Consider the following 26,218-nt stretch of genomic DNA (forward strand, 5'->3'; position numbering starts at 1 on the left):
TGCTCTACCAACTGAGCTAAGGCACCTCCGTTTGGGAATGCAAATGTAGTTCTTTTTTAAAAAGTGAGATGAAAATACCCTTTTTATGAGAGTTATTTTAATGAAAGCACCTTCAAAACCAAAGAAGCCTACATTTTTCAAACCCTATTACTGCTTTACCCTAGCCTCTACACCTTCAGTGGTCATCACAATTCTTTTGATGTTTCCATCAGGATGATATTCTAAATCATCTATACAAATCGAACGACTGAAGCTACTTCCCTCGGTTTCAATAGCGCCATTATGATAAATAAAGTACCACTTGCCTTTAAATTCCACAATTGCTTGGTGGTTGGTGTTACTATTCCCTGCAATTTCATTTAAGATGCCTTTGTACTCATATGGCCCTTCTATTTGATCGGCCATGGCATAGGCAATTTTTTCGGGGAAAGCAGTAGCATAACTGAGGTAATATTTATTCTTATACTTGTGCATCCAAGGGGCTTCCGTAAAATTAAAATCCTTAAAATCTATTTTCTTCACGGGGCCATCTATTTCTATCATGCTTGGTTTGAGCTTGGCATAGTAACATTCGCGGTTACCCCAAAATATCCAAGCCTGGCCATCATCATCTACAAAAACAGCAGGATCTATACAAGCCCAAGAGTGTGTAGAAGCAAAACAATCTTTATTGGTTAACAAGGGTTTGCCCAAAGCATCTTTGAAAGGTCCTTCAGGTCTATCAGCAACGGCTACGCCTATGCCCGACCAATTGGTGCTAACATACCAATAGTATTTTCCATTACGCGCTATCACCTGTGCGGCAAAGGCATCGCCACTTTTAGCCCATGCAAAATCACCTATTTTTAAGGGCACAGGATATTCGGTCCAGTTTTTCAAATCAGTGGTCGAATATACCAACCAGTCTTTCATCTTGTAATTCTTTTGACCACCCGCAAAATCATGTCCAGCATAAAGCCAAAGGGTGTCGCCTTTCACCATAGCCGCTGGATCTGCAGTGTATTCATGCGTAATGATAGGGTTACCCTTCGACTGAAAATGGTAACGATCATTTGGGGCAGCAGGTTGTAGCAAAACCTCTGGTACTCCGCCCCATTTATTTTGTAAACGGCGTACTTCTTCTTTGGTAATCCCAATGATACTACCGTGCCTCGGATTAAAGTTTTTCGTAAACTGCTCTGGCTTTGCGGTGAAACTATTCAAGTCTTTACTGCGCTGAAATTCATAACGCAAGTTGGTATATAGGTCATACATCAAAATATATTCATCAGTATGGTTTAGCTTGAATACACTAGAACCTTCTACTGCAATGGTAGTATCTGCGTAGGCATCTAAATACTTAAAATCTTCTACCCAAGGGCCCTTTAAAGATTTACTAGTGGCTTTTTGTATGCCATTTTTAATTTCCTTTCCCGCAGCATCTTTAGTATTGCCTTTATAAAACAGGTGATAAATGCCGTCTTTGTAAATGATGTCGCCATCAATAGCACCATACTTTGGTTTGAACATCAATTTCGGTTCGGCGTCAAACCCATTAAAGTCCTTATTGGCATAAGCGCTGTAAAAATTCAATTCGTTACTGTTATGAAAACGAACGGTAAAGTAAACAAGGTATTTCTTTGCTTTTACATCGTAAATCGTTTGAGGTGCCCATACCCATTTTACCTTCGCAAATTTTTGGGGATAAGCTTTGGCCAAGTCTATGATATGATGCTTCCAGTCAATCAAGTCTTTTGATTTCAACAGCACAATGCCTGGATTACTGTTCCAACCATTTTTGACGGTAAACATGTCTGTAGCCGTGATGAGAAAACCTCCATCTTCGGCCCTAAGGATATGCGGATCGCGTATGCCGCCTGTTTGGGAAATATCGGCAGAAGATATCACGGGTTGATTAAGGTTTAAAGCAAACCAATTTACCGCATTCGCACTTACCCCAAATCGCAATTGCTCTTGTTTAAATTTATCACTGGAGCCTTCGAAATAGGCAAAAAGATAACCTACAAAATCTTTTTCATTGGCTTTCATTTGGGCAAAGCCACTTTTGAAGATCAGCAACAATAAAACAACAATTGAAAATCTATTCATAATTTTTAGTCTATTAAATAGCTGCCATTTAACAATATTTATCTAGTGTTTTATTTGTCTTATTGCTTTAGCAAGCTCAGGCTCCTAGAGCTGAAAAAGCAGAAAAAAAGCCACGGCTGTGCCCTGTTCCATCAAAGTTATCGGTAGGCTAATCACTACTTAACCGAACAGGCCAATGCCGATTTAGGTAAACGAAATATTGGTGCTAAGGCTAACATCATCCCATAACAAAGCACCGCTAATTCTAATCTAAATCTATCAACGTTAGTTTTCATTAAAAACCGATAAATCCCACTGGTCCATCCACCTGAGTACGGGCAAATCATTTTCAAACTTGATTGGCAACCATACGTAGCGTCCATCTATTGGGTTTGACGGTCGCCACCTATCAGCCATAAAAACAAAGGCATCTTTTTTACCTTGTACTGGAAAGATATAAGTGCCTTGAGACTGAAATGTCAGTTCTGCTCCAGTGCCTACACACGGATTAGGATATAGTTTCCACTCGCCCAAAATATTGTCAGCAACCAACAACCGGGCGGCATTAGGATCCCAACCTGTACAGCCAGAAGTAATCATGAAATATTTACCGTTTCTTTTAAAGATCGCTGGTGCTTCGTTATGCCCTCCTGGCTCCACCCTAATATATTTTCCTGTATGCCTCGTATAATCGTCTGTTAATTCGGCAATTTGCAGGGTTAAGTTTTCTTCCGACGAATAAATATGGTAAGCTTTTCCATTATCATCTACAAACAAGGTCATGTCTCTCGACATTTGTCCTCCATAGAAATACTCACGAACAAACAAACCTTGTTCTACTCCCTCCCTCCATTTTGGAGTCCACCATTTACCGTAGTCATCTGCTTTTAGCTTTATTTTTCTGTTTTCTTGAGATAGGTTTATGGGCCAGTAACCCGCATTTACCCTTGAGGCATGTAGAAATTGATAAGGTCCAGTCACTTTGTCGCTAACTGCGATACCCGTGTAAGCAGCTTCGTATCCCCTTCTAAAAAGCTCCAAATGGAAATACATCACAAATTTTTTGGTCAGCTCATTATATATCACCTTGGGCCTTTCGATGGTACATCCCTTGTAAATCAAACTTTCAGGACTGTCGTCAACAGAAAGGGCAACACTTTCATTCTTCCAATGATAGAGGGCCTTTGATGAATAACAGGTTACGCCAACGTAAGCATTATTAGATTTTTCGCCTTTGTGCTCACCAAACCAATAATAAGTTCCTTTATGATACAGCATTCCACCGCCATGCGCATTAATATGCTTCCCTTGGTCGTCTTTCCAAAGCTCACCTGGCCTAATGGTGCTTTGTTTTTGTTGGGCGAAACTTTTCCCCGCAAGCAATAGAAAAACCGCGATCAGTATTTGTTTTAACATTTTAATCGTTTAATTATTTTAACATGCTGTAGGTAAGGATTAGCCATTTTACTTTCCGTCGCTAATCAACATTACCCCACCTTCTGGCTGGATGGTGAATACTATTTTTCCATTTTTATTCATCTGAATTGGCTTCAACGCTGGGCTACGATCCTGTTGATCTGAATACAACAAAACATTCGCTCCCGCTAGCATGGGTAGGGTAACGTCTATCTTTTTAGCTGTTTTTTCTGCGTTGATGCCCGCGATATACCATTTATCTTTACTTCTTCTTGCCAAAACACAATACTTGCCAGGATAACCGTCGATAAATACTGTTTCATCCCATGTAGTAGGCACATTCTTCATAAAATCGATCACAAAACTTTCACGGTCGGTAAGGTTGTTGGGCGTGATCCCAAAATTTTGTACCGAAGACTGGAACACTACCGAAGTAGCCAACTGAAAAATATCGGTGGTTTTACGAATGGTGCCTCCATTATTGCCTCGGTTATGACGCGTATTCAGTAAAACTGGACCAAAATCCATACTGGCCACACTGTTACGTATAAATGGGTGCAAGGTGGCATTATAGGCTTCGTAATCATTAGCATGCTGGGTAAAAACCAAGTTTTCAGAAGCAAGCACCGCTTCGGCACTTACAAAATTAGGATACATGCGCTCCCAACCTCTAGGTAAAGTGCAGCCATGAAAAATAACGCCTAAGCCGTAATCATTTGCATCCGAAAGAATGTCCTCATACAGCTGGATGGTTTCCTGTTTATCGCCTCCAAAAAAATCTACTTTTATGCCTTTAACTCCCAAGCTTTTCATCCAAGCCATTTCTTTTTTGCGGACCGTAGAAGTGTTCATCCTATTTCTGGGACCTTGTGGGGCATCATTCCAAAAGCCATTGGAGTTATACCATAAATAGGCGTTTACCTTTTTACTTTGTGCATACTTAATGAGCTCCTCTGTTTTTTTATAGCCCACCTGTGTGTCCCACAAAGCATCAATCAAAATAAATTCATAACCCATTTGCGCTGCCAAATCAATAAAAATGATTTGATCGTTATAATTCATACTGTTATCCTGCCATTCAAGCCAGCTCCAAGTAGCACGACCAAATTGATAATCGGTAGATGGCTGATACAATGGTTTTATCACATCAAAAGGAATGGTGGTCTCCACGATAGGCTTTAACTGGTCACCAATGGTAATGGTGCGCCAAGGTGTTTCGCCAGGCAAGGTGACGGCTGGCTTAGCGCTACCAATGCCGTTATTTTCACCAGACTCGGGAAAAGCGATGGTGTAGAGCCCGTCTTTAGTTCCCTCGCTAAGCTTAGCAGCACAATACAAACTGCTTACCCCAGTTTCTGAAACCAGTGCCCAACCATTATTGCCCACATGAAACAGCCCTGGAAAAGTATAACCCATACCATATTTGGAGGGTGTTCCTATAGGTTCGTCGGCCACATATTCCTCTTCGTAACTAGGCTTTGTTTTTTTCCAGCCAATCATTGGGCTAGCTTGCGGTGTTAAAAATGTGGTGGTTGATGAAGGAAATTTAAAACCTGTTAGCTCTTTTTCGATGATACAGCGTAACGTTTCGCCTTTCTTTAATAGGATATATTTTAAAGCAAAATCGTTATTGCTTACCCTAAACACCATATCGATACGTTCCTTTTTTGGGGTTTCGTACGATAAAATCTTTTCTATGGCATTAACCGTAACTTCAGACTTTTTGATTCGGCTTTGTTGGTAGGTTTCTTTGATAACAGAATCTTTTTGGCCTACTAATTTAAGTTGCTTACTAAAATCGCTCACGTTGGAAATTAAGCCTAATGGTGAATTTTCAAGGATTTTTTTCCCTTTATAGGAAGCACTGTAATAAACGCTCCCCATCTCATTTTGAGAAATGGCAAGTACCAAATATTTATCGGGACTACTGATTGCAATGGTAGGTTGAATTTGGGCTTTTACAGAAAAATATATCCCTAAAACTGCCGATAGTAAAATTATTTTTTTATTCATCTTTTGTAGCGCTTTTGATGTTGATCATTTACCATCGGTTTTTGAGACCATCTTTACAGCACTTACTTCTTGAGGTAACCATACCGCCATTTCTCCGCTCCCACGGTGTAACCACGAATAGTAAGGAATAAGGGTAAAGGAAACTTGTTGAGGTGCTAACCAACCTTTTTCATTCACTAAAAGCGACTGTGCTTGCACTTTTAACTGTTTAATGCCATGAAGCATACCAGGTTGATCAAGCACTTGTATTTGGGGTTGAGCGGGCAACAAAACACTTGGAATAGAAAAATTGTTATCGGGCCACTCGGCACAATATACAATGGGACCTCTTTCAAAAGCGATTTTTCCCAAATCATCTTTCACATTCGCATTGGCTTTTACCACGCGTGGTTGCATGTCGAAACTTACTTCTACTACATCTCCTTTTGTCCAAGCTCGTTCTATGGTGAAATAGCCATTTTCGATCCTACTTTCTACGGGCCTCCCATTCAATTTGATCTTAAATCCTAACTGTTGCTGATCTGAGAAATGATATAAATCACTTGGCAACACCTTGCCCTGCACCCATCCCGGAATCCTTATTTTTAAAGCGATAGTTTGTTTGCCTTGTGGATTGATTTCCATCCTTACTGCTCCGTCCCAAGGATAGGCCGTTGTTTGTTTGATTTGAACTTTTTTTCCATTTACAGAAAGTTCGGAAGAACTGCCCATAAACAGATTTACAAAAACCTGTTGCGCTTTTACGGCATAAACGTAACCTGGCAAGGAAGGAATAAAGCGGCTTAAATTAGAAGGGCAACAAGCACAACCAAACCATGATTGGCGGGTACAGGCTTGCTGGTTAAATTTATATTTCCCATCTGATTCTAAAGGGTTAGGATAGAAAAACTCACCTCCATCTAAAGACACGCCAGAAATTAAGCCGTTGTATAAAGTACGTTCTAACACATCGTAATATTTGGCATCGCCGTGCAATAAAAACAAACGATGGTTCCAATACACATTGGCAATGGCCGCACAGGTTTCATTATAAGCGGTTAGGTTAGGTAATTCATAAGCTTTACCAAAAGCCTCTCCTTGATGAGTTGCGCCAATGCCTCCAGTGATATACAATTTTTTAGCAACTACGTTATCCCAAATCTTGTCAATGGCATGAATGTAGGCCGTATCACCCGTTAGTGCCGCCACATCGGCCATGCCCGAATACATATAAGCCGCACGAACTGCGTGGCCCACGGCCTCGTCTTGCTTGAGTACAGGTTGATGCGACTGGCTGTAGGCTTGTTTAATAGTGGTGTAGCCTCTTTTATCCAAGAAAAACTTGGCCAAATCCAAATATTTTTGCTGCCCCGTAACGATATACAGTTTTGCCAAGGCCATTTCGGCAATCTGATGTCCTGGAACAATGGTTAATTTGCCTGGGGCATTGCCTATTGCTCTTTCCGCACAATCGGCGTATTTAATAGCAATATCCAAGAAATTACGTTTACCAGTAGCCTGATAATGGGCTACCGCGCCTTCGATCATGTGCCCCAGGTTATACAGTTCGTGGCTTAAGTCTTCTTCTTTTTCCCATCTTTTAGTGCCCGACCAAGCATGGGGATGTGTTGGATTCATGGTTCTCGAAGTATACAGATAGCCGTCGGGTTCTTGCGCTGCTGCAACAATTTTCAGCACACTATCAATGTACTTTTCCAGTTTTTTGTTCGGGTAGGTTTGCAGCGAATAACTGGCACCTTCAATGGTTTTATATACATCCGTATCATCAAACGAAAAGCCTTCTACTTTATAGGCTACTGAAGGATGGGCCGCTTTGATGAAGTTCTCATATCTTCCCGTTTCTTCGCTTTTACGAAAGGCAAGTGGTATGGTTACTTCTCTGCTCGCTTTCAATCTTTGCCCCCAAAAACTATCGGTTACTTTCACCGAGGTGAAAGGCACGGGCGTAATTGGATATCCAGAATGGTTACTTTTATTTTTTTGGGCACTTACTTCTCCAACAACAAGGGCTAGAATGGCTATGATAAAGGTTTTCTTCATTTTTAAAACGCTCTCTTACTTAATTTGATTTTCCTTTTGATAGACCCTTACATAATCGATCTCAAAACGATTTGGGAAAACAGTGTCTCCTACTTCTCCTCCATTCATTCCGCCGATGGCCAAATCCAACAACATATAATGCGGCTGCTTAAACGGATTTAATCCTACTTTATCTTTGTTGTGCAAATCCTTCATCTCCACTTTGTTCAACAACATATCATCTACATATAAAGCAATCGAATTTTCGTCCCAATCCATTCTCCAGGTGTGAAACTTACTTGCCCATTTTTTACCTCCCAATGCTTTAATATCTTTTGTTTTACTGAACCAATGCGCTTTATAACGTTGATCGGTACCTATGGCAATATTAGCCAGCAACATGTTACGATAATACTCCATAATGTCGATCTCGCCATTGGAAGGCCATTCGCCCGCCACACCCAAAGTCCACCAAGCTGGCCACATGCCGCTGCTCACATCAATTTTGGCTCGCATTATAAAACGACCGTATTGCCAACTGTGCTTACCCGCTGTATTTACACTGGCCGAAGTGTATTCGATGGTTTTACGTGCCGCTCCCCAATGTTTACTGCCTTCTTTGTAGGTTGGATTAGCTTGCTGAACTTTACGGGCTTCGATTACCAAAACCCCTTTTTCGCACCAAGCATTATCTGACTGGTACCATTGCAGCTCTTGGTTACGAACGAATCCATTTTCATATTTCCATTTGGTAGTATCCAGTTTGCCATTCTGGTTAAACTCATCTGCCCAAACCAGTTTGTAACCTTCTTTTACAAATTCCTTCTGAGCAAAGGATGAAATGCTGACGCCCATACCTAGCCATATTAAAAAATTGATTTTTCTCATATCTATTGAGGTTTAGCTATTTTTATTTTACTAGCACTTGCAAAGGGTTATCGATAATAGTTCTTTGCTTTTTTACAAAGTTTTCCCAGTCGTTACTATCTTTCACTTGACCACTTTTCTCCCAAGCAAAACCAGCATAAAAAGTGGTGCTTTTCTGTGGTTTGGTTAACACCAAAAGGTTACTCTGATCTTTCACTTGGCTTTTGTTTGCAAAGGCACTTTTCACGATCTTGGGGTCTACAATGATGGCTTCGCCGATATAGCTGTTGTCTATTTTTTCGTGATGAATGAATATGCCCAAATTCTTTAACACATTTATCTCTCCTTTTTTATCGTGAAGGGTAATGCCCATGGTATAATTAGGAAGTTTTTGGGAAGAGGTATAAAACACTTCGAACTTAGAAAAATTAGAGCCTATGTCGAGAGAAATGCGCTTTGTTTCTTTGACATTGTAGCGGCCATAAGGTGCATAATATAACTCAAAAATAGTTCGCAATGGGCCGGTGGCAATGGTTTTATAATGGATAAAGTTTTTAGACACCAATAGGGTATCTCCTTCCCAAACACCCGTACCGCCAGTACCACGACTGGCCCCTACGTGATAGGGATCGTAACCCTTACCACTGTCTTTATGGTAATAATTCGGATCGGTCAAATAACCTTTGTACCATTCGTTAATGACAGGTAATGAGGTTCTTTTTAACCAAAGATCAATCCCACTACTCAAGGTGCCGTTTGGCATTTTCTTTTCGGCCCTCATTTGTGCATCTGGGCCATAGGTACGAAAAGCCACCTTATCGTTTTCCCAAGCATAATCATCGGTTCGCTCGGGCACAAAACGCGAATAAGTGGTAAGTTCAGTTTGGGTAACTAACGTGGTACTGTCTAGCAAAACCACATATTTAGCAGTTTCTTTTGCTTTAACTGTTGGTTTAAAAAGCAGTGTCTCTGGTTTCCCATCACCATTTTCATCTACCCATTGTAATACCAAATTTAAGGTTTTACCCAGCTCCCTAACTCGAATATGATCAGGAGAAGCAGTTTTCAATAGCTTTACAAGCTTTTTAGCACTGATGTTAACGACTTCGCTTCTTTCAAAATCTAGGGTATTTTTTACGGTGAACGTTAACTGTGCCTTGGTAATCACAGGATTGATAAACGAACTCAATGCCAGCCAAAACGCAATGACACTTAAAAATTTGGAAAAATAGTATACTTTGATTTTCATTATTCAAAATAGGAATATTTGCTTAACATAGCGTTCAAATTGCAACAATTATTAATTGTAAAAATGACGTTTATTTTAAAAGTAGTAGGGTTTTATCGTTTATGCAAATAATTTTTAAAATAAACCTGTAATTTATTCAAGACAGCTTAGCTTCAAAACGTAGCTAAGGCTTCCAATTGAGCACTTTTAAGGCAGTAGGTTTCTTTTCGGCATTGCCTTCACCATCCACCTGCTCTACCTCCTGAACAAAAATGCTTAATTGCTTTTTAGCCAGCCATAGCTCAGTATCATATGATGGTTCCCACTCTCCAACACTTTCTTTGGATAAGTCAAAAACTTCCCATTTATTCAAATCCTTTCCCTGACTTAATGCCATAGAAACTTTATTACCTCGTTCTACATCCCTAAAAAGCAAAGCGGCATTGAAAGTTTTATCCTTTTGCCAAACCACCAATTGTGGCCTTGAAATTGGGATTTTTTTAGTGCCACCACCACTTAATGTAAATCCATTGGTTCTAAAGTTTAGGCTACTTACCTGCCACTTACCATCTAAATGATAAACCACATGATATTGTGGAACAAGCGTGCCTTGTGGACGCCAATAGGTAGCAATAAAAGGATTTCCATCCGCATCCGTAGCCATGGCAGTTTGATTGATCAACTCGCTTTCTTGGGGAATTTTAAGGGCATACTCGGCATTTTCGAGGGTAATTGGCAGTGTATACTTCTCTCCCGTGGATTTATGCCAAGTAATGCCGCCATCGCTAGATTTTGCATAACATAAATCATGGTTACTCGCCACGTTTGGACTTTCTCGCCACACCCACGATATATGGATGACGCCTTTTGCATCAACCGTGGTTTGGGTATAGGCATTGCGCTTTCCCTCTCCACTGATCAAATTATTTTGTATTCTTTTCCAAGCTTTGGCTTTGGAGTCGTAAAGGTTAATCATCAGGCTTCCATTGCCAGATCCACCATCTCTATAAAAAAACAATAGCTTACCGTTGGCCAATTTATAAAACTCTGGATAGCTTACCTTATTTTCCTCTTTGCCAATCATTTTCTCCTTATTGCCCATTGCTAAGACTTGTGGTGCAACTGATTTAGCATAGTTGAGGTTGTTGTTGTGCTGACCCCAAGCCAAGTGTAAAAAGCCCTTCCCATCAACCATGATACTGATGGATTTGTGTGCGTCATTGGCATCTCCTTTGAAAGCCGTCCTCGAGACTTCCCATTGCCAACTGTTAAGTTTTCTCTTTGCCAAAACCACATATTGTTCATGATCGTAATAGGCCGTGTATTGATAATCTTTAAAGGTAGTTAACGCATTTTTCCTGAAAATCACCGTGTTTACGGAGTTATTGGCCCAACCATTTCCTGCAATGGTTTGTTGTTCTATTTTTTGCGCATCAACTTCCCAGGAAAACAAAAACAGTATTAAAAATGAGGTTAGGCTTTTAAATCGCATGTTATTTGAGTGATAAGTTGACTATGGCATGTGGAGGTATTTTAACGAGCAACTGACTGCCGTTTTTCGTTGCTTTACTAAATTTCTGCAGCTTGACTAAGTCTGGCTTTTCGAATGTATTAATGTCGCTTAAATTAGCAGAAGTCAGTAGCTCTCCGCTTACATCATTCCATTTTAAATCTCCCAAATCAGTAGTTAATGAGATTTCCTTAGTAGCATCTAGATTTACAATCGAAATATTTACTACCCCGTTGATATCTTTAGAAGCAGAAAAGTTCAAGGCAGGAATTTTCTTACCATTCAACGAATAATCTGGCGAAACAAATTTGATATCTAGCAATTCAGCATCCTGATGTACTTTGTACAGATCAAAAACGTGATAAGTTGGGGTCAGCAGCATTTTTTCTTTCTCTGTTAATATCAAAGCCTGTAGTACATTCACCGTTTGTGCCAAATTAGCCATCTTCACTCGCTCAGCATGTTTATGGAAAATGTTAAGTGTACTAGCGGCAATTAAGGCATCTCTTAAGCTATTTTGTTGGTATAAAAAGCCTGGATTTGTACCTGCTTCTACATCTGTCCAAATTCCCCATTCATCAACCACTAAAGCCACATTCCTTTTGGGATCGTATTTATCCATCACGGCAATGTGTTTAGTTAACAGCTCATCCATACGCAAGGCACGTTCCATGGTATTAAAATATTCTTGCTCGCTAAAACCAGTTGCAGATCCTTTTTTACCCCAATTTCCTGTGGGAATGGTATAATAATGTAATGATAGTCCCCACATACGGTGGCCAACGTTTTTCATCATTGTTTCGGTCCAGTTATAGTCAAAATCTGAAGCCCCTGCCGCAATTTTCTTCAACTTTGCATTTCCATAGTCTTTGGCAAAAGTGGCGTATCGGCGATATTCGTTGCTATAATATTCGGCAGTCATGTTACCGCCACAACCCCAACTCTCGTTACCTACACCCCAAAAGCTCACATGATAGGGTTTGGCATTGCCATTTCTTTTACGCAGTTCAGTCATTGGACTTAAGCCATCGAAATTGAGATATTCCACCCATTTACTCATCTCGTCGGGCGTACCGCTACCTACATTTGCAGAGATATAGGGTTCACAGTTGAGCAACTTGCAGAGTTCTAAAAATTCATGCGTGCCAAAACTATTATCTTCCACTACTCCGCCCCAATTGGTATTGACCATTTTAGGTCGGTCCTTAGCAGGGCCAATACCGTCTCTCCAATGATATTCGTCGGCAAAACAACCGCCTGGCCAGCGTAAGTTTGGGATTTTAATCTTCTTTAGCGCTTCTACAATATCCATTCTGATCCTGCCCTGCTTTTGCACATTCAGATTTTTATCCACCCAAAATCCATCATAAATACTTCTGCCCAAATGTTCGGCAAATTGTCCGTAAATATGGCGACTGATGGTAATATTCGATTTTTTCCCATCCACATACAACGTAGCTTCATTTTGTGCATTCACTTTGCCATACATGGTGAAAACAATTACAACGCAAGTAATTACCTTATTCATACTTTTCATCATTGATGTGGCTATCTTAAATCTGCACCGTGATCATTAGGAAAATCTTCGCCCGACCATACTTTTTGTGCACTCCATTTGGCTGGTGCATTAGCCCAAAAAGCATCTGTTTCTGGTAATCCTAAAGGCAGGAATATGGCTGTAGCCAAGTACGGACTTCCTTGGTTGTTATAAAAATCGGCTATGTTAGGTTGCGAGCCGTATAACCCAAGTGTGAGCCAGTTGTTTTTATAGGTGGTTGGGCTTTCGACTGTTTTTTTAATGACCGCAGTAAGTGCGCCACGAACCTGCTCTGGACTTAACTCCTTAGGCAAAGCTTTTCGCCAAGCCATATCGGCCAAATGATGAAACGCTGCTCCACGGTAAATCAAAGAACGACCAGTCGCTGGAAAAGTTCCATCGGCATTGATCAGGCGTTCTTGGATAACCGCATAACGCTCATTTCGTTTCTTTATCTTCTCCGCCATTTGATTATAGGAATTGGTCTTCGTTTTAACTATGTTCATAATGGTAGCCAAATAAGGATGAATTACATAACTGTTATAGTAATCAAAAGCATAGGTAGTCCCGTCTTTATACATCCCATCACCCACATACCATTGCTCCAATTGTTGTAAAGCGTAGTCTACCCGCATCACATCCCATTCGTAACCAAACTTGGCCAAAAAGGCTTCATTCATGGCCGAAAATAATAGCCAGTTTGAAAATACAGGCTTAAATCGACGTGTAGTTTGGATTGATTTAACCAATAATGTTTGACTCTTTTGGTCCAGATTTTCCCATAGCCATGGCGCACGTATAAAAGCATAAGCCACAAATGAGGCGTCTACCAATTGCTGTCCGCCAATATCGTACCTCATAAAATCTCTCGCATTAGAATCTAGGGAGTTTTTGATTCCCTGCAAAGCCCATTGGCGGTACTGATTACGCAAAGCAACTTCCTCTGCCGACCCCCCTTCTAACTGTAACCAAGGCGCTATGCCGCTTAATACACGACCTAAAACTTCCAAATACTGTACTTTTACCCTATTCGCTTTGTTATCTACCCTGATGGAAGTTTCTTGGGGCATCAACACCGTCAAGCTGTCTTTGGCTAAACTGTACATCATTGGCCTTACCATTTTGTCCATTTCCTTTAGCCATAACTCACGCTCTGTAAGGGCTTTTGACTTTTCTGTACGTTTTTTCTTTTGCGCTGACAGGTTGATACTTATCACCATTAAGAGTGAAAACATTAAGCTAAATTTAAAAAGTTGCTTCATTGCTGATGATTATTTTTGTTTCTCCAAATACCTGAACATTTCACTGTTAGCTAGTAAGAAGGCACCCACCCCAAAGTTTGCGGTGGAGTTGGCATTCACCACCTGGCCTGGAATGGCTTTCTCGCCAATGGGCTGTACATAACCCACCTGTCCGTTTTCCTGCAAAGCCGTTTTGGCTAAATAATTCCAAGCTTTTAAAGCCGCAGGGAAATAAGTTTTTTCTTTAAGATAGCCATTGTTAATACCCCACAATAAACCGTAGGTAAAAAAGGCGGTACCGCTGGTTTCTTTGCCTGGTGCATGTTGCGGATCTAGCATACTTCGGGTCCAATAACCTTCTTCTTGCTGACATTTGACAATTGCTTTAGCCATTTTTTTATATTTATCGATATACTCTCTTCTATGGGCATCTTTTTGGGGCAAGTCCTTCAATACTTTCGCCAACCCTGCGAAAACCCATCCATCGCCACGAGCCCAAAAATCTTTTCCACCATTTGTAGATTTATGCTTAGGGTAAATGTATTTAGCATCACGATAATACAGTCCTGTTTCTTTATCGTACATGATGCTGTTGGCATAGGCAAAATACTCATACAACTTATCTAAATATTGTTGATTGCCTGTAAGTTTATACATTTTGGTCATTACAGGCATCACCATGTACAAACCATCTACCCACCACCAGTAGTCTTTATTTGGCGTACTCATTTGGTACTCCATCACTTCCTTTGCCCTTGCTATTTTTTGTTCATCAGGTTGGAGATGGTACAAATCGATATAGGTTTGGAAGCAGATTTGATAATCGCCAAACAATACATAGTCATCACTTTCGCCATAGCTGTATTTCCATTTGCTTTTGTCAAACGATTTGGCCCCCATCCATTTGTTGTGAATGGCCCACTTTTCTGAATATTGGCGGAAGGCTTCATTTTTTGTAATGCTATAAGCTTCCATGTTACCCGTATGATAAACGGCATGGTCCCAAAAAGACCTTACTTCGGCTTTATTGTTAGTTTGCCAGTAATTATTCGCCTTGTTAATAATGGCCAATACCTCATCCTTTTTAGGCAACTGTGCATGCATACCGATGGTCAATATCAAAAGGCTTAAGGTTATAAAAGCATATTTCTTCATCTCTATATCAATTATTGGTGTGTTTAGTTTTACTTCAACTTTTGAATACCTGCTACCGTTGGTACCACTTTCTTAATACTGCCATCACTATTAAATTCCATTTTATCAATACATACCTCACGATTGTATCCAGCAGCATTCCCCATAGTGATCCCTTTAGGCCTTGTAAAACGATGATAAACAATGTACCACTCGTCTTTACCTGGAACTTGGATCACGCTGTTGTGCCCAGTCCCGAATATGCCATTTGCTGCATCTTTAGCTAAAATCAGGTTATTTTCAGGTACCGTTATTTTACCCGTTGGCGAATCGGAATAACCATACCTTACTCGGTAGTTTTCACTACGGGTATCGTCTTCAGACCATAGAAAGTAATATTTACCATTTCTATAAAAGACTTCCGTACCTTCTCTGAAGGTGGCATCGGGTGTCATTACTTTGATAGAGTTGGTATCGATTGAAATCATGTCGTCATTTAAAACTGATCCAGCCATGTAACCATTCCCCCAATACAAATAGGCTTTTTGTGTTTGAGGATCTACAAATACATCGGGGTCTATTTCTTGTCCACCTCTAATACCAGCAGGCTTCTTTGTAATTAGGGCTTTACCACTGTCTTTAAACGGCCCCGTAGGACTATCGGAAACGGCTACTCCTATTTTTTGCGCAGCAGTAAAATAATAGAAGTATTTATACTCACCATTGATTTTACGTTCTGCCATGGTTGGTGCCCAAGCATTTCGTTTGGCCCAGCTCACGTCTTTGGGCAAGTCTAGCAAGATTCCTTCATCTTTCCAGTTCACTAAATCAGTAGAAGAAAAACTCTTGAAACTGGTGCCGCTCCAACTGATATAACCATCACTTGTTGGGTATAAATGATATTTTTTAGTTTTATTGGAATACAATATTTCTGGATCAGCAAAATAACCGTTCAGTACTGGATTGTGGTTTACACTAGCACTAATGGTATAAATTTGTGGTTTTTGACCAGTAATGTTGATGGTTACTTTCACCGAACCTTTACTAAAATCATAAGGTGCCTTTGGAGCAATGTTGACATAAGGAATTTGCTGAAAAAGAGGATCTATAGCCTTAAGGTTAGCTCCATTTTTTAAAGGTAAAAAAACGGTCTTTTTAAGGGTATCTACCAAGATATTGCGTGTCTTAATTATCTCCGCTTTTGCCGTGCTTAATACTTGAATTGGATGGTACCACTTGGCTAACAAACGCTGTAGTTCCTTTTCATTGATCGGCAAAACCGTACCATGCCTAGGATGAAAATCCATGGAAACAGCTTCATCTACCACTTTAAAATTTTCCAGATCGCTGCTTTTGGTAAATTGGTATTTTCCTTTCATGTACACATCGTACATCAGGATGTAATCATCACTATTGTTGAGCTTAAAAACCGCTGCTCCTTCCACAGCGTCAGTGGTTTGTTGCAAGTATTTGTCTTGTTGCACGTATCCCTCGGTTAAACGGTCGGAAACTGCTTGCTTAATGCCATTTCCTTGTCCTTCAGTCTTAAAGAAAAGATGATATTTCCCTTTATGATAGATAATATCACCATCGATACAGGCACCGTTGCTTGGGCTGAAAAACAATTGCTTGGGCTCACTTTCTAGATCCGTAAAATCCTTATTGGCATAAGCATAATAAATCTTATCAGGATCATCACCATGTTTCATCGACCAGTAAATCATGTACTTACCTGCTTGTGGATCGTAAATGGTTTGCGGTGCCCAAACTCGTAATAGGTTTTCTTGGTTGGCAAAACGTTTCTGGATATTTACAACGCTAGAACTCCAATTGATCAAGTCTGTTGATTTTAACAAAACCATGGCCCTATTGGAACTCCAACCTTTGGCCGAAACCATGTCCGTTACCACCAGGTAAAAGGTTTTTCCATCAGCACCACGTAAAATATGCGGGTCTCTTACCCCTCCCGTAGAACTGATTTTAGCAGAAGTGATTACGGGTTCATTTCCATTTAATGCGGTGTAGGTATAACCGTCTTTGCTTATCGCAAATCTAATGGCTTCCTCATTCGCTGTGTTGCCTGTAAAATAAGTAAACAAGTAGGCTGAATTTCCGCCGCTTTTCTTTTTCTGGGCAAAGCCCGTTGAACTGCAAATACCGCAAACAGCAAGCACGAAAAGAAAACCTTTAATTACACCTTTGTGATTCATATTCCTTTTAAAATCTTTATTTATCTATATTTTAACTTAAGCACATTTAATGAATTTGGAGATAAATTCAAAACCAACTGCTGCTTTTTTACTGAGATATTTTGCTCCTTAGGACTGAAATTTTTAGCCTGTTCAAAAGAGTTTTTCCCCTCAGGGTCGCCATCGATAATGGTGATGGTTCCTACAGAAATTTTCTTTTTCCCATCAAGAACAATGGTTTGGTTGAGTGTTGTTTTCTCCGTATTTACAATTTTGATGATGATCTCTTTTTTGACGGTATCAATTACTGAAGAGGCATACAAACCATCTACGCCACTAATTGCTTTGGCTTCCTTAGTCATTCCTAGCACATGAGTTCCTTTGTTGGTCGAAAAGAGTTTCTGCACATAGTAATTTGGTGTACCGTAGACATTAAGATTGTTTACCCAAATCAAATCAGGTGCCCATTGCCAACCTTCACTATGTGCAAACAGCGGTGCATAAGAAGCCATATTCACCACCTCCGCATTTCTTTCTAAGCCCGTCATAAAAGCGGCTTCGGCTATGGCCGCTTGCCAAGTATTTTTATCGCTTCCAGTAATTTTATTATGGTTATGTGCTGCAAATTCACCTGCAAAAACCTTGGCTCCTTTTCTATCATAACTATCGTAACGTGAGGCATTTTTCAGGAACCAATCTGGTGAACGGTAATAATGTTCATCAATGATATCGGCTTTCATGGCACGCAGTTCATTATTTAAATAGTGGAATCTTTCACTGTCTGGATCTGTTCCCGAGCTGAAAATGAGCTTAATTTCTGGATACTTCTCTTTGATTTTTTGTTGAAAAAGCTTGGCACGCTCAATATACTGCGGTCCCCAATTTTCATTTCCCACGCCCAAATATTTTAAATGGAAAGGTTTGGGATGACCCATGCTGGCCCTCATTTTTCCCCATTTGCTATTTTCATCGCCATTGGCAAATTCAATTAAGTCTAATGCATCTTGAATATAAGGTCCTAAATCTTCCAATGGAATCAGTTCGGCCGTATTGTATTGGCAGGCCATTCCACAATTCAAGATGGGTAAAGCTTGTGCGCCTAAATCTTCCGCTAGCTGGAAATATTCGAAAAAACCGAGCCCAAACGTTTGAAAATAATCAGGCGCTGGTCTATGTCCAAATTCAACGTTCCAGCGGTTCATGATGAGTTGTCTATTTTCAATGGGACCTATCGTTTTTTTCCATTGGTAGCGGTTGGCCAAATCCATGCCTTCTACAATACATCCCCCAGGGAAACGAATGAATCCAGGTTTCATGTCTGCCAGCATTTGCACCATATCGCCTCTTAAGCCACCCTTTCTGCCTTTCCACGTATCGCTAGGGAATAAGGAAATCATATCGACATCAACCAGACTATTTCCTTCGAACCAGATATTTAGTTTTGCTTTTTCCGCAGTGGCTGTCGACACCAAACTAACTTCCTGTTGGTGCCAATTCGCATCTGTACTGGCCAACTTTAATAAAGTAGAACCAATGACGGCATTTTTTTCATCAACAAATTCAACATGCAGTAACACATTGCCACGATGTTGCCTGTACATTAACGAAAAATCATACTTTAAGCCTTTTTTCACACCAATCCCTCTAAAACCTTCGTTGAGAATGCCCACATCTCCCTTTGCAGCTTCTTGCACATTCAATCTTAAAAACCTTGGATTAAAGGGGCTCCCTTGCCTATTCAAAATCAAGAGGTCGCCTTCTTTTATTTTTTTCCCTTTGATACTCCAACCCATTAAAGGTTTGGCAAATTCAAAGGACCTGTTTTTGATCAATTCGGCATAAATACCGCCATCTGCTCCAAAATTGATATCTTCAAAAAAAACACCCCACATGGTGGTTTGGATTGGAGCAATAGATTGATCTGTATGGATGTAAATGGATTTGTCCTGCTGGGACAATACGTTAAGAGAAATGATTGAGAACAGCAAAGCTGCTAGTATCCTTTTGTTCATTTGGTACGTTACAATTTGGTCTAACCTATTTGGTTTAGCCAAAGTAAGAAAAAATAAACGTCAAATCAACAATTATTAATAATGATTAATTTATGCCATAGGAATGTTGCAAAAAACAAATAGCTTTACCAGCGCATTAAAGTTGCTACTGGAAAAAGCTATTGCCTATCATGATGGGGTATTTTAGTCCTTAGTTTTGTCCACCTCGAATTTATAGGTAGTACTTGTACTGTAAGTTTGCCCAGGTTTTAAAACCGTTGACGGAAAATTAGGCTGATTTGGAGAATCGGGAAAATGTTGGGTTTCCAAGCAAAAAGCAGATCTAAAAGGGTAAGATTTTCCACCTTTTCCATCTTTATCGACACCTGTCAGGAAGTTCCCACTATAAAATTGGAGGCCTGGTTCAGTGGTATAAACTTCCATCACAATACCAGTTTTAGGACTTTTAACGATGGCCACAGGGCTGCTACCATCATTTTTGTTCAATACAAAATTGTGGTCGTATCCCTTTCCACTTTTTAACTGCTCATTTGCAGCTTCAATATCTTTGCCGATCACTTTTGCCGTAGTAAAATCAAAAGGCGTTCCTTTAACAGGCTCAATTTTACCTGTTGGGATTAAGGTTTTATCTACTGGCGTATATCCGTCTGCTGCTATGGTCAGTTCGTGATCAAGAATGGTTCCATTACCCTCGCCATTAAGATTGAAATAAGCATGGTTGGTTAGGTTTAAGATGGTTTCTTTATCTGTTGTTGCCGAGTAATCTATCTTCAAACTATTGTCATCTGCTAAAGTATATACAACCTTAACGTTCACATTGCCTGGATATCCCGCTTCTCCGTCTTTAGAAAGATAGCTCATTTCGATTTGCTGTTGATCCAATTGCTTAGCTTCCCAAACTTTGGCATAAAAACCATCTGTTCCGCCATGCAACGTGTTTACGCCATCGTTTAATTGTAACTGATAACTTTTTCCAGCGAGACTAAATTTGCCTTTCGCAATGCGATTGCCATACCTCCCAATAATTGCTCCAAAAAATGGCTCGCCCTTCTTCTGGAATGATTTAAGACTGTCATAACCCAAAACGACATCGGTAAACTCACCAGCTCTATTGGGTACGATTAGTGCCACTACCCTAGCTCCATAATTGGTCACATATAATTTTGCACCATTTTTATTAGTGAGCTGAAATAACTTCGTTTCTTTTCCTTGTACCTTTGCCAAATATGCCGAAGTATCAAGCTGTACTTCTTGCGATTTATTTTCTAAATCGGTTTTCTCTTCTTTTTGATTAGCTGTACAAGAAAAAAGCAGACATAGCGCTGCCAAATAGTTTAAGGTTGGTTTGATCATTTGATGTATTTGGTTGATTTCCGTTAGAACTAAACTAAGAAAAAAAAATTAAACGTCAAATCAACATTTTTTTTAGCAACATTTTGCTCAATTTAGATTTTTATTAATTTTTAAAGTATTATCTTCAAATTTGGTTTTATATATAGCATGTAACACCAACTAGCTTACCTTATCTAACTTTTATGACAGCACTCAATAAATATCAAAACCAGAAACGCATTCTTGTAGCTGTAGACTGTATTATTTTTGGTTATGATGGCGAGCAATTAAAAATTCTCTTGATTAAAAGGGCAATGGAGCCACAAAAAGATCAATGGAGTTTAATGGGAGGATTTATTGAACCCAATGAAAATTTGTATGGTGCCGCCGAAAGAATCTTATTTAACAGTACTGGTTTAAAGAAAGTATACCTTGAGCAACTGAAATCTTTTGGTGATCCGCAAAGGGACCCTATGGAACGAACTATATCCGTTGCTTATTTTGCACTGATAGACATCAATAAATATAGGGAACAGATCAGTGACACCCACCACGCCGAGTGGTTTTTGGTACAGGAGGCTCCCAAGTTGATTTTCGATCACGACGAAATGGTAGAAAAGGCCAAAAGACGTATCCGGTATAAAGCCGCTTTTCATCCCATATTATTTGAACTACTGCCTAAAAAGTTTACCATTCCTCAGTTACAAAATTTGTACGAGCAGGTTTATAATGCCAAAATCGACAACAGAAACTTCATCAGAAAGGTAAATTCAACTGGGCTATTAATTAAACTGGCAGAAAAAGACAAATCAAGTTCGAAAAGAGGTGCGTTTTACTATGAGCTTGATATGAATAAGTACAGAGCCAAATTCCAGTCGTTTATCAATTTCATTCCAAACCCTGAGAATTTCATCCTATAAGTCAATTTGGCTTTTAAAGCAAAGAGCAAAGGCCCATTCTTTTGAAATGGGCCTTTGCTCTTTGAGAAATTAAAAGTATAAAATCAACCTTCTACTTATGTAAAAGGCTGGTTTCATTTTATCATCTTATGATTAACTTATGGTTAATCATATTCCTACTTTCTTCTAAAACTTGTAAGGTATAAACTGCTTTTGGCAAAGTTGGCAAATCAATTTTTCCATTCGATATTTTACCGCTCGCCATCTTTTGTCCCAATACATTCAACAGAATATAAGAATGAGTTTTGTTGGCTTCCAATCCAGATACTTGTACATAGCTAGAGGCTGGGTTAGGGAAAATTGAGATGTTGAGCTCGTTAAGATCATTTTTCACGACTTCAATTTTCGAGTGGTCAAAATCATTATTTAAATCTACTTGTTTTAAACGGTAATAGTTATATCCGCTTAGAGGTCGCTTATCTACAAATGAGTAGCTATTCAATGTACTGGCATTACCTTTGGCCAATACTTCTCCGATAGCAAGGAAATGAGTACCATCTGCACTTCTTTCTACCACGAAACTACGGCTATTTTTTTCAGATAAGGTTTCCCATTGTAAAAGCACTTCTGTACTGCTTTGCTTTTTGGCCTTGAAGCTATTCAGCTCAACGGGTAACACTGTGGCATTTGCTAAGGTCTGTATATCCTGCAAAGAAAGTGCATTGTTATAAATCCTAAAATCATCATACATATGGTCACTGTAAGGGTCAGACGGCCATTGTGACCTACCCAAATAATTTTGGGTGGTAAAGCCCATATCCGAAGGTTTTACGGTAGCGCTATTCTCTGTAAATATCAGCTGCCCGTTTACGTAAACCTTCAACTGCGTACCTTGTTGTGAAACTGCGACGTGCAACCATTGATCTAACGGCAATACATAGGAAATATCTTGCTGGTAGGTTCCTGCGGGGCAAGTAATCTTATACCTCATTGTCGTTGCACTTTGCCTTGGAATCAGTACCATGAAAGTGCCAGTACCTGATCCAAAATCAAAAATACGTGTATTGGTGCCTTGGTTGGCTGGAAGTTTTACCCATGTAGCAATAGTGAAATCGTTTAAAGTACTCACTATCCCTTGAGGCAACTGCACATAAGAACTTGCTGATTTTACCAGCGCAATGGCTGAAGAACCACCATCTTTACCTGCTGTCCAAGTAGGTGAATTGCTTAACGTTCCATGATAGCCACCCCAAATATCATAGGTTTTGATTCCAGTATTTTCGTCAAAAGCAATATGTAAATGTTGACCTAAAACTGGCTCAGCATTTAGCACTGCAGATTCAGGACTTCTTCCCGCACTGTTATGCGCTACTACTTTGTAATAGTAAGTCGTTCCGTTAGCTCTACCTGTATCTTCATATCTCACGGCATCTACGTCAGTGGCTATAGTGGTATAAGTTCCATTAACCGTTGAAGAGCGCAAAATATCGTATTTGGTATCATACTGAAAATCCCAGGTTAACGTAGCCTTGGTATCCCCTGAAGCGATGCGCAAATTTTCAACGCCTGTTGGCACTACTAATGCCGGTGTTTTTAAATGTACAGTAACGGATGGCGTACTTTCTCCTGCAGAGTTTAACGAAGTGACTATGTAGTAATAGTCTGTATTAGGATCTAAATTTTCATCTAGATAGGTAAGCAACGTAGTATTTGGGGCAATAGCAGTAAATGGTCCCGCGGCATTTAGCGAACGTTTTAAGTTATACGATCTTGCTACTGTACTGGCTGTCCATGTCAATTTCAATTTTGAAGAAGAAATGATCTCTCCACTGAATGGCGTTGGTGCTTGAGGAACCACATCTCTTATCACGTCGTGTACTACAGAGTATACTAGGTTCAGTCCGTCTTTATCATAGGCCGCCAATCGGTAGGATGCCTTATTGAAAACATCATCTTCGTAGGTCATCTGCCCACTGGCCGCATAACTCGTAAATTCCTGTATAGGGATAAAGTTAGCGTCCATGCCGTCTATCTTCCGTTCCAAAACATACTTACTCCCTAGTTCCCCATTGATATCATTCCACTTCAACACTACCTTCGCAAAATTATCGGCCTTAATGGCACTGTAGATATAAGGCGCAGATAACTTCCAAGTATGTAAAAATGCCTTTTGTGGGTTAAAAGCAATATCAGATTTGTTGGCGGCATAATATTTACCAGCCAGCGTAAGTGTATCTGCCAACACCATAGCCCTCTTGTCTTGCACCCAATCATAAATGGCATATCGTTCTACAAAGGAAGCAGTATCCAATACATTCAATATCCCCTTAATATCTTCATACTGCTTTTGAAATTGAGCAGCCTGATCTGTTGGCCAAGTCTCTGTAGTCCAATTGGCACCATTGTTCCATTCGGTAATCCAAATTGGCCTTTTATATTTATCATAAATTGCTTTAAGGTCACTATACCAAGAAGCAGGAGATTTACCGCCCCAATAGGCATGAATGGCGATAAAGTCTACACGATAGTTTAACGAGTCGGCCTTTTTCATAAAGTTTGGCAACCAATCTCTAGTATGTGCCGCTGGTGCTGGCGAACCAATACGTAAGCCAGATTTCATCATATCTGGCCACTGGCGAATGGCCTCCTCAACTGTCATATTTGATTGGTCTGCCTGATCAGGTTCATTAAAACCTAATAGATGGGTAACATCACTTTTAGTATTGATACTCTCCCAGGAAGGCCAACCCGCATTTTGCCTAATGGCCTCATATTTATAATCACTAGCCGAAGCACCTGCAATGTTCCAGTCGTAGTACCAAGTGGCATTTAACTTAGCTGGCGACCACCCTGCTTTTCCTTTTTTACTTACCCAATCCCATCTAAACACCCTGATAAAAGAAATCTTGGCGTTAAGCTCGGCAGGTAATGTATTCACCACTAGGTCTTCGTCATTGGCAATAAATACTCGGCTATATCCTGTGCCATCAGGGTTGTTTGCTACCGTAGCCATATAGCCTCTTTTGAGTTTGAATGATTTAATGGTATTATCAAACTCGGCCAAATTATTATGATAAGTTTGTACAGCCAATGTTTTGGAAGTTCCTCCTAAACTGGCGTCAGAGAATACTTGAAGTGCTGACTGGTCGGTTAAATTGCCGTTTGGAATAATTACAGAGCCATCCTTATAAATAGAAATTCTTGCATTTACATTATTTATTATGGGTGCCCCATTGATGGTGATTTTACCCAACCAATCGCTTATTACCACAGAAGGCTTAACATGATCTAGAAACAACCAAGCATCGTTTGAATTTAATGCAATGGATGAATTGAGCATTGGTGTTGGGTCTCCTGTAAAATGAACATCTGTCTTTCCAGGCACCACAAAATCAGTATCGAAACTTACTGGCAAATTCACTACATTACCTGTAAGCTGCACGGTTTTTCTGGTATTTGGAGTGTAAGCTGAAGGAGCATATGCGCCATCTTCATAAAACACAGAGGTTATTTCCATATCTACGGCACCATTTAGGTAATTTTTACCTATCAGCAATTGTGGAGTGATGGTCACCGTGTTCAAAGAAAAATCAGCAACAGAGTATAGTCCCCATGCACCTTTGAAAGTTAAATAATATTGTCCTGCTTCTGCCGCCGTAAAAGAGAGGTTCCCTTTATTCAATTCGCCTTGGGTAGCCGTTGGATATAAAGTTTTTGAGCTGATGATATCTGTCCCATCATTTTTCTTGCTCACTCCAATAGTGATATTCCTAACGTTGTTTTGCGAATTAGCCCAAAAAGCAAATAGCAAGGAGAAATCATAGGTTTTATTTGCTTCAAGTGTTACTGGATATGAATAAACAGCGTTATTATAGCCATTACCATCCCAACGTATAAATAATATCCTTCCATTATAGGTAGCACCGTTGTAAGTATGTCTATTTACAGTAGCATTTACATCTAAAAACCGCACGCCGCTTCCGCTATTGGTAGTATTCCAGGGAACCGTTCCCCCTACGCCTCCCCAACCTATGGCTGTAGGTAAACCTGTGGTATTAGACCAGTTGGTGATCAAGTTAGGGCCTTTTGAAACTGGTGCATCTACTTCTATATTACTGTCATTGATATCTTTGGAGGTAACTAATGCTTTTGAAGCAATGTGAGCTCCGTTTTGATAAATATGTACAGTGTTTCCTTTTACTGCATACCTCAATGTTTGCTCTTCGGCATTATTCGAAGTGCTTAAACTCAAGGGCGTACTAAGAGGTGACGTAAAATTTAGGCCGCTAGCATCCAACGACGTCCTGAAGCCCATCCCGCCAGATGATCGAGTATCGACATCCAATCCTCGACCTATTAGCGTATTTACTTTAGCCTTTACTTCCAACGAATAATCGCCAACGGGACTAAAAGGAAGTGCTAAAATATCCCTTTGAGAGGGATTACTGAATGTTTTTTGCCCATTCAACTGTGTACTGAGCGTTGCTTTGACTGGCAGGTTAGGTACCTGCGCCACCAAATTCAAATGCACAAGGCATAGCAAAGCCAGTAAAAAGAAGAGTAAATTTCTTTTCATTAGTTTTGAGATTAAAAGGTTAATAAATCAGTACAGTGTGTACTTAGGTTTACTTGGTTGATACCAACTTCATACGCTATTGCTTATTTAATTGGGTTTAGATTTTTAGTTACATATCCTTGGTTCATAAGACAGGTGTTGAGATAAACCAGTTTCCGCTACCAAACGGAAACTGGTT

Annotated in this window: 15 protein-coding genes; 1 reads left to right on the forward strand and 14 read right to left on the reverse strand. The window is 40.0% G+C overall.

All coding sequences use genetic code 11. The features are described 5' to 3' along the window. Positions 1 to 147: 147 nt before the first annotated feature. The 13 genes from DUT70_RS18415 to DUT70_RS18475 form a co-directional block, all read right to left on the reverse strand. Positions 148 to 2,088, reverse strand: coding sequence for a family 43 glycosylhydrolase (locus tag DUT70_RS18415; protein WP_113648848.1), 1,941 nt, complete (start codon positions 2,086 to 2,088; stop codon positions 148 to 150). 264 nt (positions 2,089 to 2,352) lie between these two features. Next, positions 2,353 to 3,483 carry a glycoside hydrolase family 43 protein gene (locus DUT70_RS18420; protein WP_113648849.1) on the reverse strand — a complete coding sequence of 377 codons (1,131 nt, stop codon included), beginning with the start codon at positions 3,481 to 3,483 and terminating at the stop codon, positions 2,353 to 2,355. A 48-nt stretch (positions 3,484 to 3,531) separates the two neighbouring features. After that, positions 3,532 to 5,496: a glycoside hydrolase family 97 protein gene (locus tag DUT70_RS18425; RefSeq protein WP_113648850.1), complete on the reverse strand. Its 1,965-nt coding sequence runs from the start codon at positions 5,494 to 5,496 to the stop codon at positions 3,532 to 3,534. A 24-nt stretch (positions 5,497 to 5,520) separates the two neighbouring features. Further along, entirely contained in the window at positions 5,521 to 7,536 is a 2,016-nt protein-coding gene (locus DUT70_RS18430) for a glycoside hydrolase family 127 protein (RefSeq protein WP_113648851.1), read from the reverse strand. 15 nt (positions 7,537 to 7,551) lie between these two features. Then, positions 7,552 to 8,403: a glycoside hydrolase family 16 protein gene (locus DUT70_RS18435; RefSeq protein ID WP_113648852.1), complete on the reverse strand. Its 852-nt coding sequence runs from the start codon at positions 8,401 to 8,403 to the stop codon at positions 7,552 to 7,554. Positions 8,404 to 8,425: 22 nt separating this feature from the next. Continuing rightward, entirely contained in the window at positions 8,426 to 9,631 is a 1,206-nt protein-coding gene (locus DUT70_RS18440; protein WP_113648853.1) for a DUF4861 family protein, read from the reverse strand. Between the two features lie 163 nt (positions 9,632 to 9,794). Continuing rightward, complete coding sequence (locus tag DUT70_RS18445; RefSeq protein ID WP_113648854.1) at positions 9,795 to 11,102, reverse strand: BNR repeat-containing protein; 1,308 nt, start codon at positions 11,100 to 11,102, stop codon at positions 9,795 to 9,797. Position 11,103: 1 nt separating this feature from the next. After that, positions 11,104 to 12,648, reverse strand: coding sequence for an alpha-N-arabinofuranosidase (locus DUT70_RS18450; RefSeq protein ID WP_113649070.1), 1,545 nt, complete (start codon positions 12,646 to 12,648; stop codon positions 11,104 to 11,106). A 20-nt stretch (positions 12,649 to 12,668) separates the two neighbouring features. Continuing rightward, positions 12,669 to 13,919, reverse strand: a complete 1,251-nt coding sequence (locus tag DUT70_RS18455) for a DUF2264 domain-containing protein (RefSeq protein WP_205529836.1) — start codon at positions 13,917 to 13,919, stop codon at positions 12,669 to 12,671. Between the two features lie 9 nt (positions 13,920 to 13,928). Beyond that, positions 13,929 to 15,053 carry a glycoside hydrolase family 88/105 protein gene (locus DUT70_RS18460; RefSeq protein WP_113648855.1) on the reverse strand — a complete coding sequence of 375 codons (1,125 nt, stop codon included), beginning with the start codon at positions 15,051 to 15,053 and terminating at the stop codon, positions 13,929 to 13,931. Positions 15,054 to 15,082: 29 nt separating this feature from the next. Continuing rightward, positions 15,083 to 17,242 (reverse strand): family 43 glycosylhydrolase, encoded by a 2,160-nt coding sequence (locus DUT70_RS18465; RefSeq protein WP_113648856.1) that lies wholly within the window; start codon positions 17,240 to 17,242, stop codon positions 15,083 to 15,085. Positions 17,243 to 17,262: 20 nt separating this feature from the next. Next, complete coding sequence (locus tag DUT70_RS18470) at positions 17,263 to 19,233, reverse strand: alpha-L-arabinofuranosidase C-terminal domain-containing protein (protein WP_113649072.1); 1,971 nt, start codon at positions 19,231 to 19,233, stop codon at positions 17,263 to 17,265. A gap of 183 nt (positions 19,234 to 19,416) precedes the next feature. Next, positions 19,417 to 20,586, reverse strand: a complete 1,170-nt coding sequence (locus DUT70_RS18475) for an aldose epimerase family protein (RefSeq protein WP_113648857.1) — start codon at positions 20,584 to 20,586, stop codon at positions 19,417 to 19,419. Between the two features lie 182 nt (positions 20,587 to 20,768). Between DUT70_RS18475 and DUT70_RS18480 the strand changes: the two genes are divergently transcribed. Further along, positions 20,769 to 21,485: an NUDIX hydrolase gene (locus DUT70_RS18480; protein ID WP_113648858.1), complete on the forward strand. Its 717-nt coding sequence runs from the start codon at positions 20,769 to 20,771 to the stop codon at positions 21,483 to 21,485. A gap of 121 nt (positions 21,486 to 21,606) precedes the next feature. Here DUT70_RS18480 and DUT70_RS18485 read toward each other — a convergent pair whose 3' ends face one another. Further along, positions 21,607 to 26,040, reverse strand: a complete 4,434-nt coding sequence (locus DUT70_RS18485; protein ID WP_113648859.1) for a glycosyl hydrolase — start codon at positions 26,038 to 26,040, stop codon at positions 21,607 to 21,609. Positions 26,041 to 26,218 lie beyond the last annotated feature (178 nt).

It is taken from the genome of Pedobacter chitinilyticus, assembly GCF_003313385.1.
In the GTDB taxonomy this organism is placed as follows: domain Bacteria; phylum Bacteroidota; class Bacteroidia; order Sphingobacteriales; family Sphingobacteriaceae; genus Pedobacter; species Pedobacter chitinilyticus.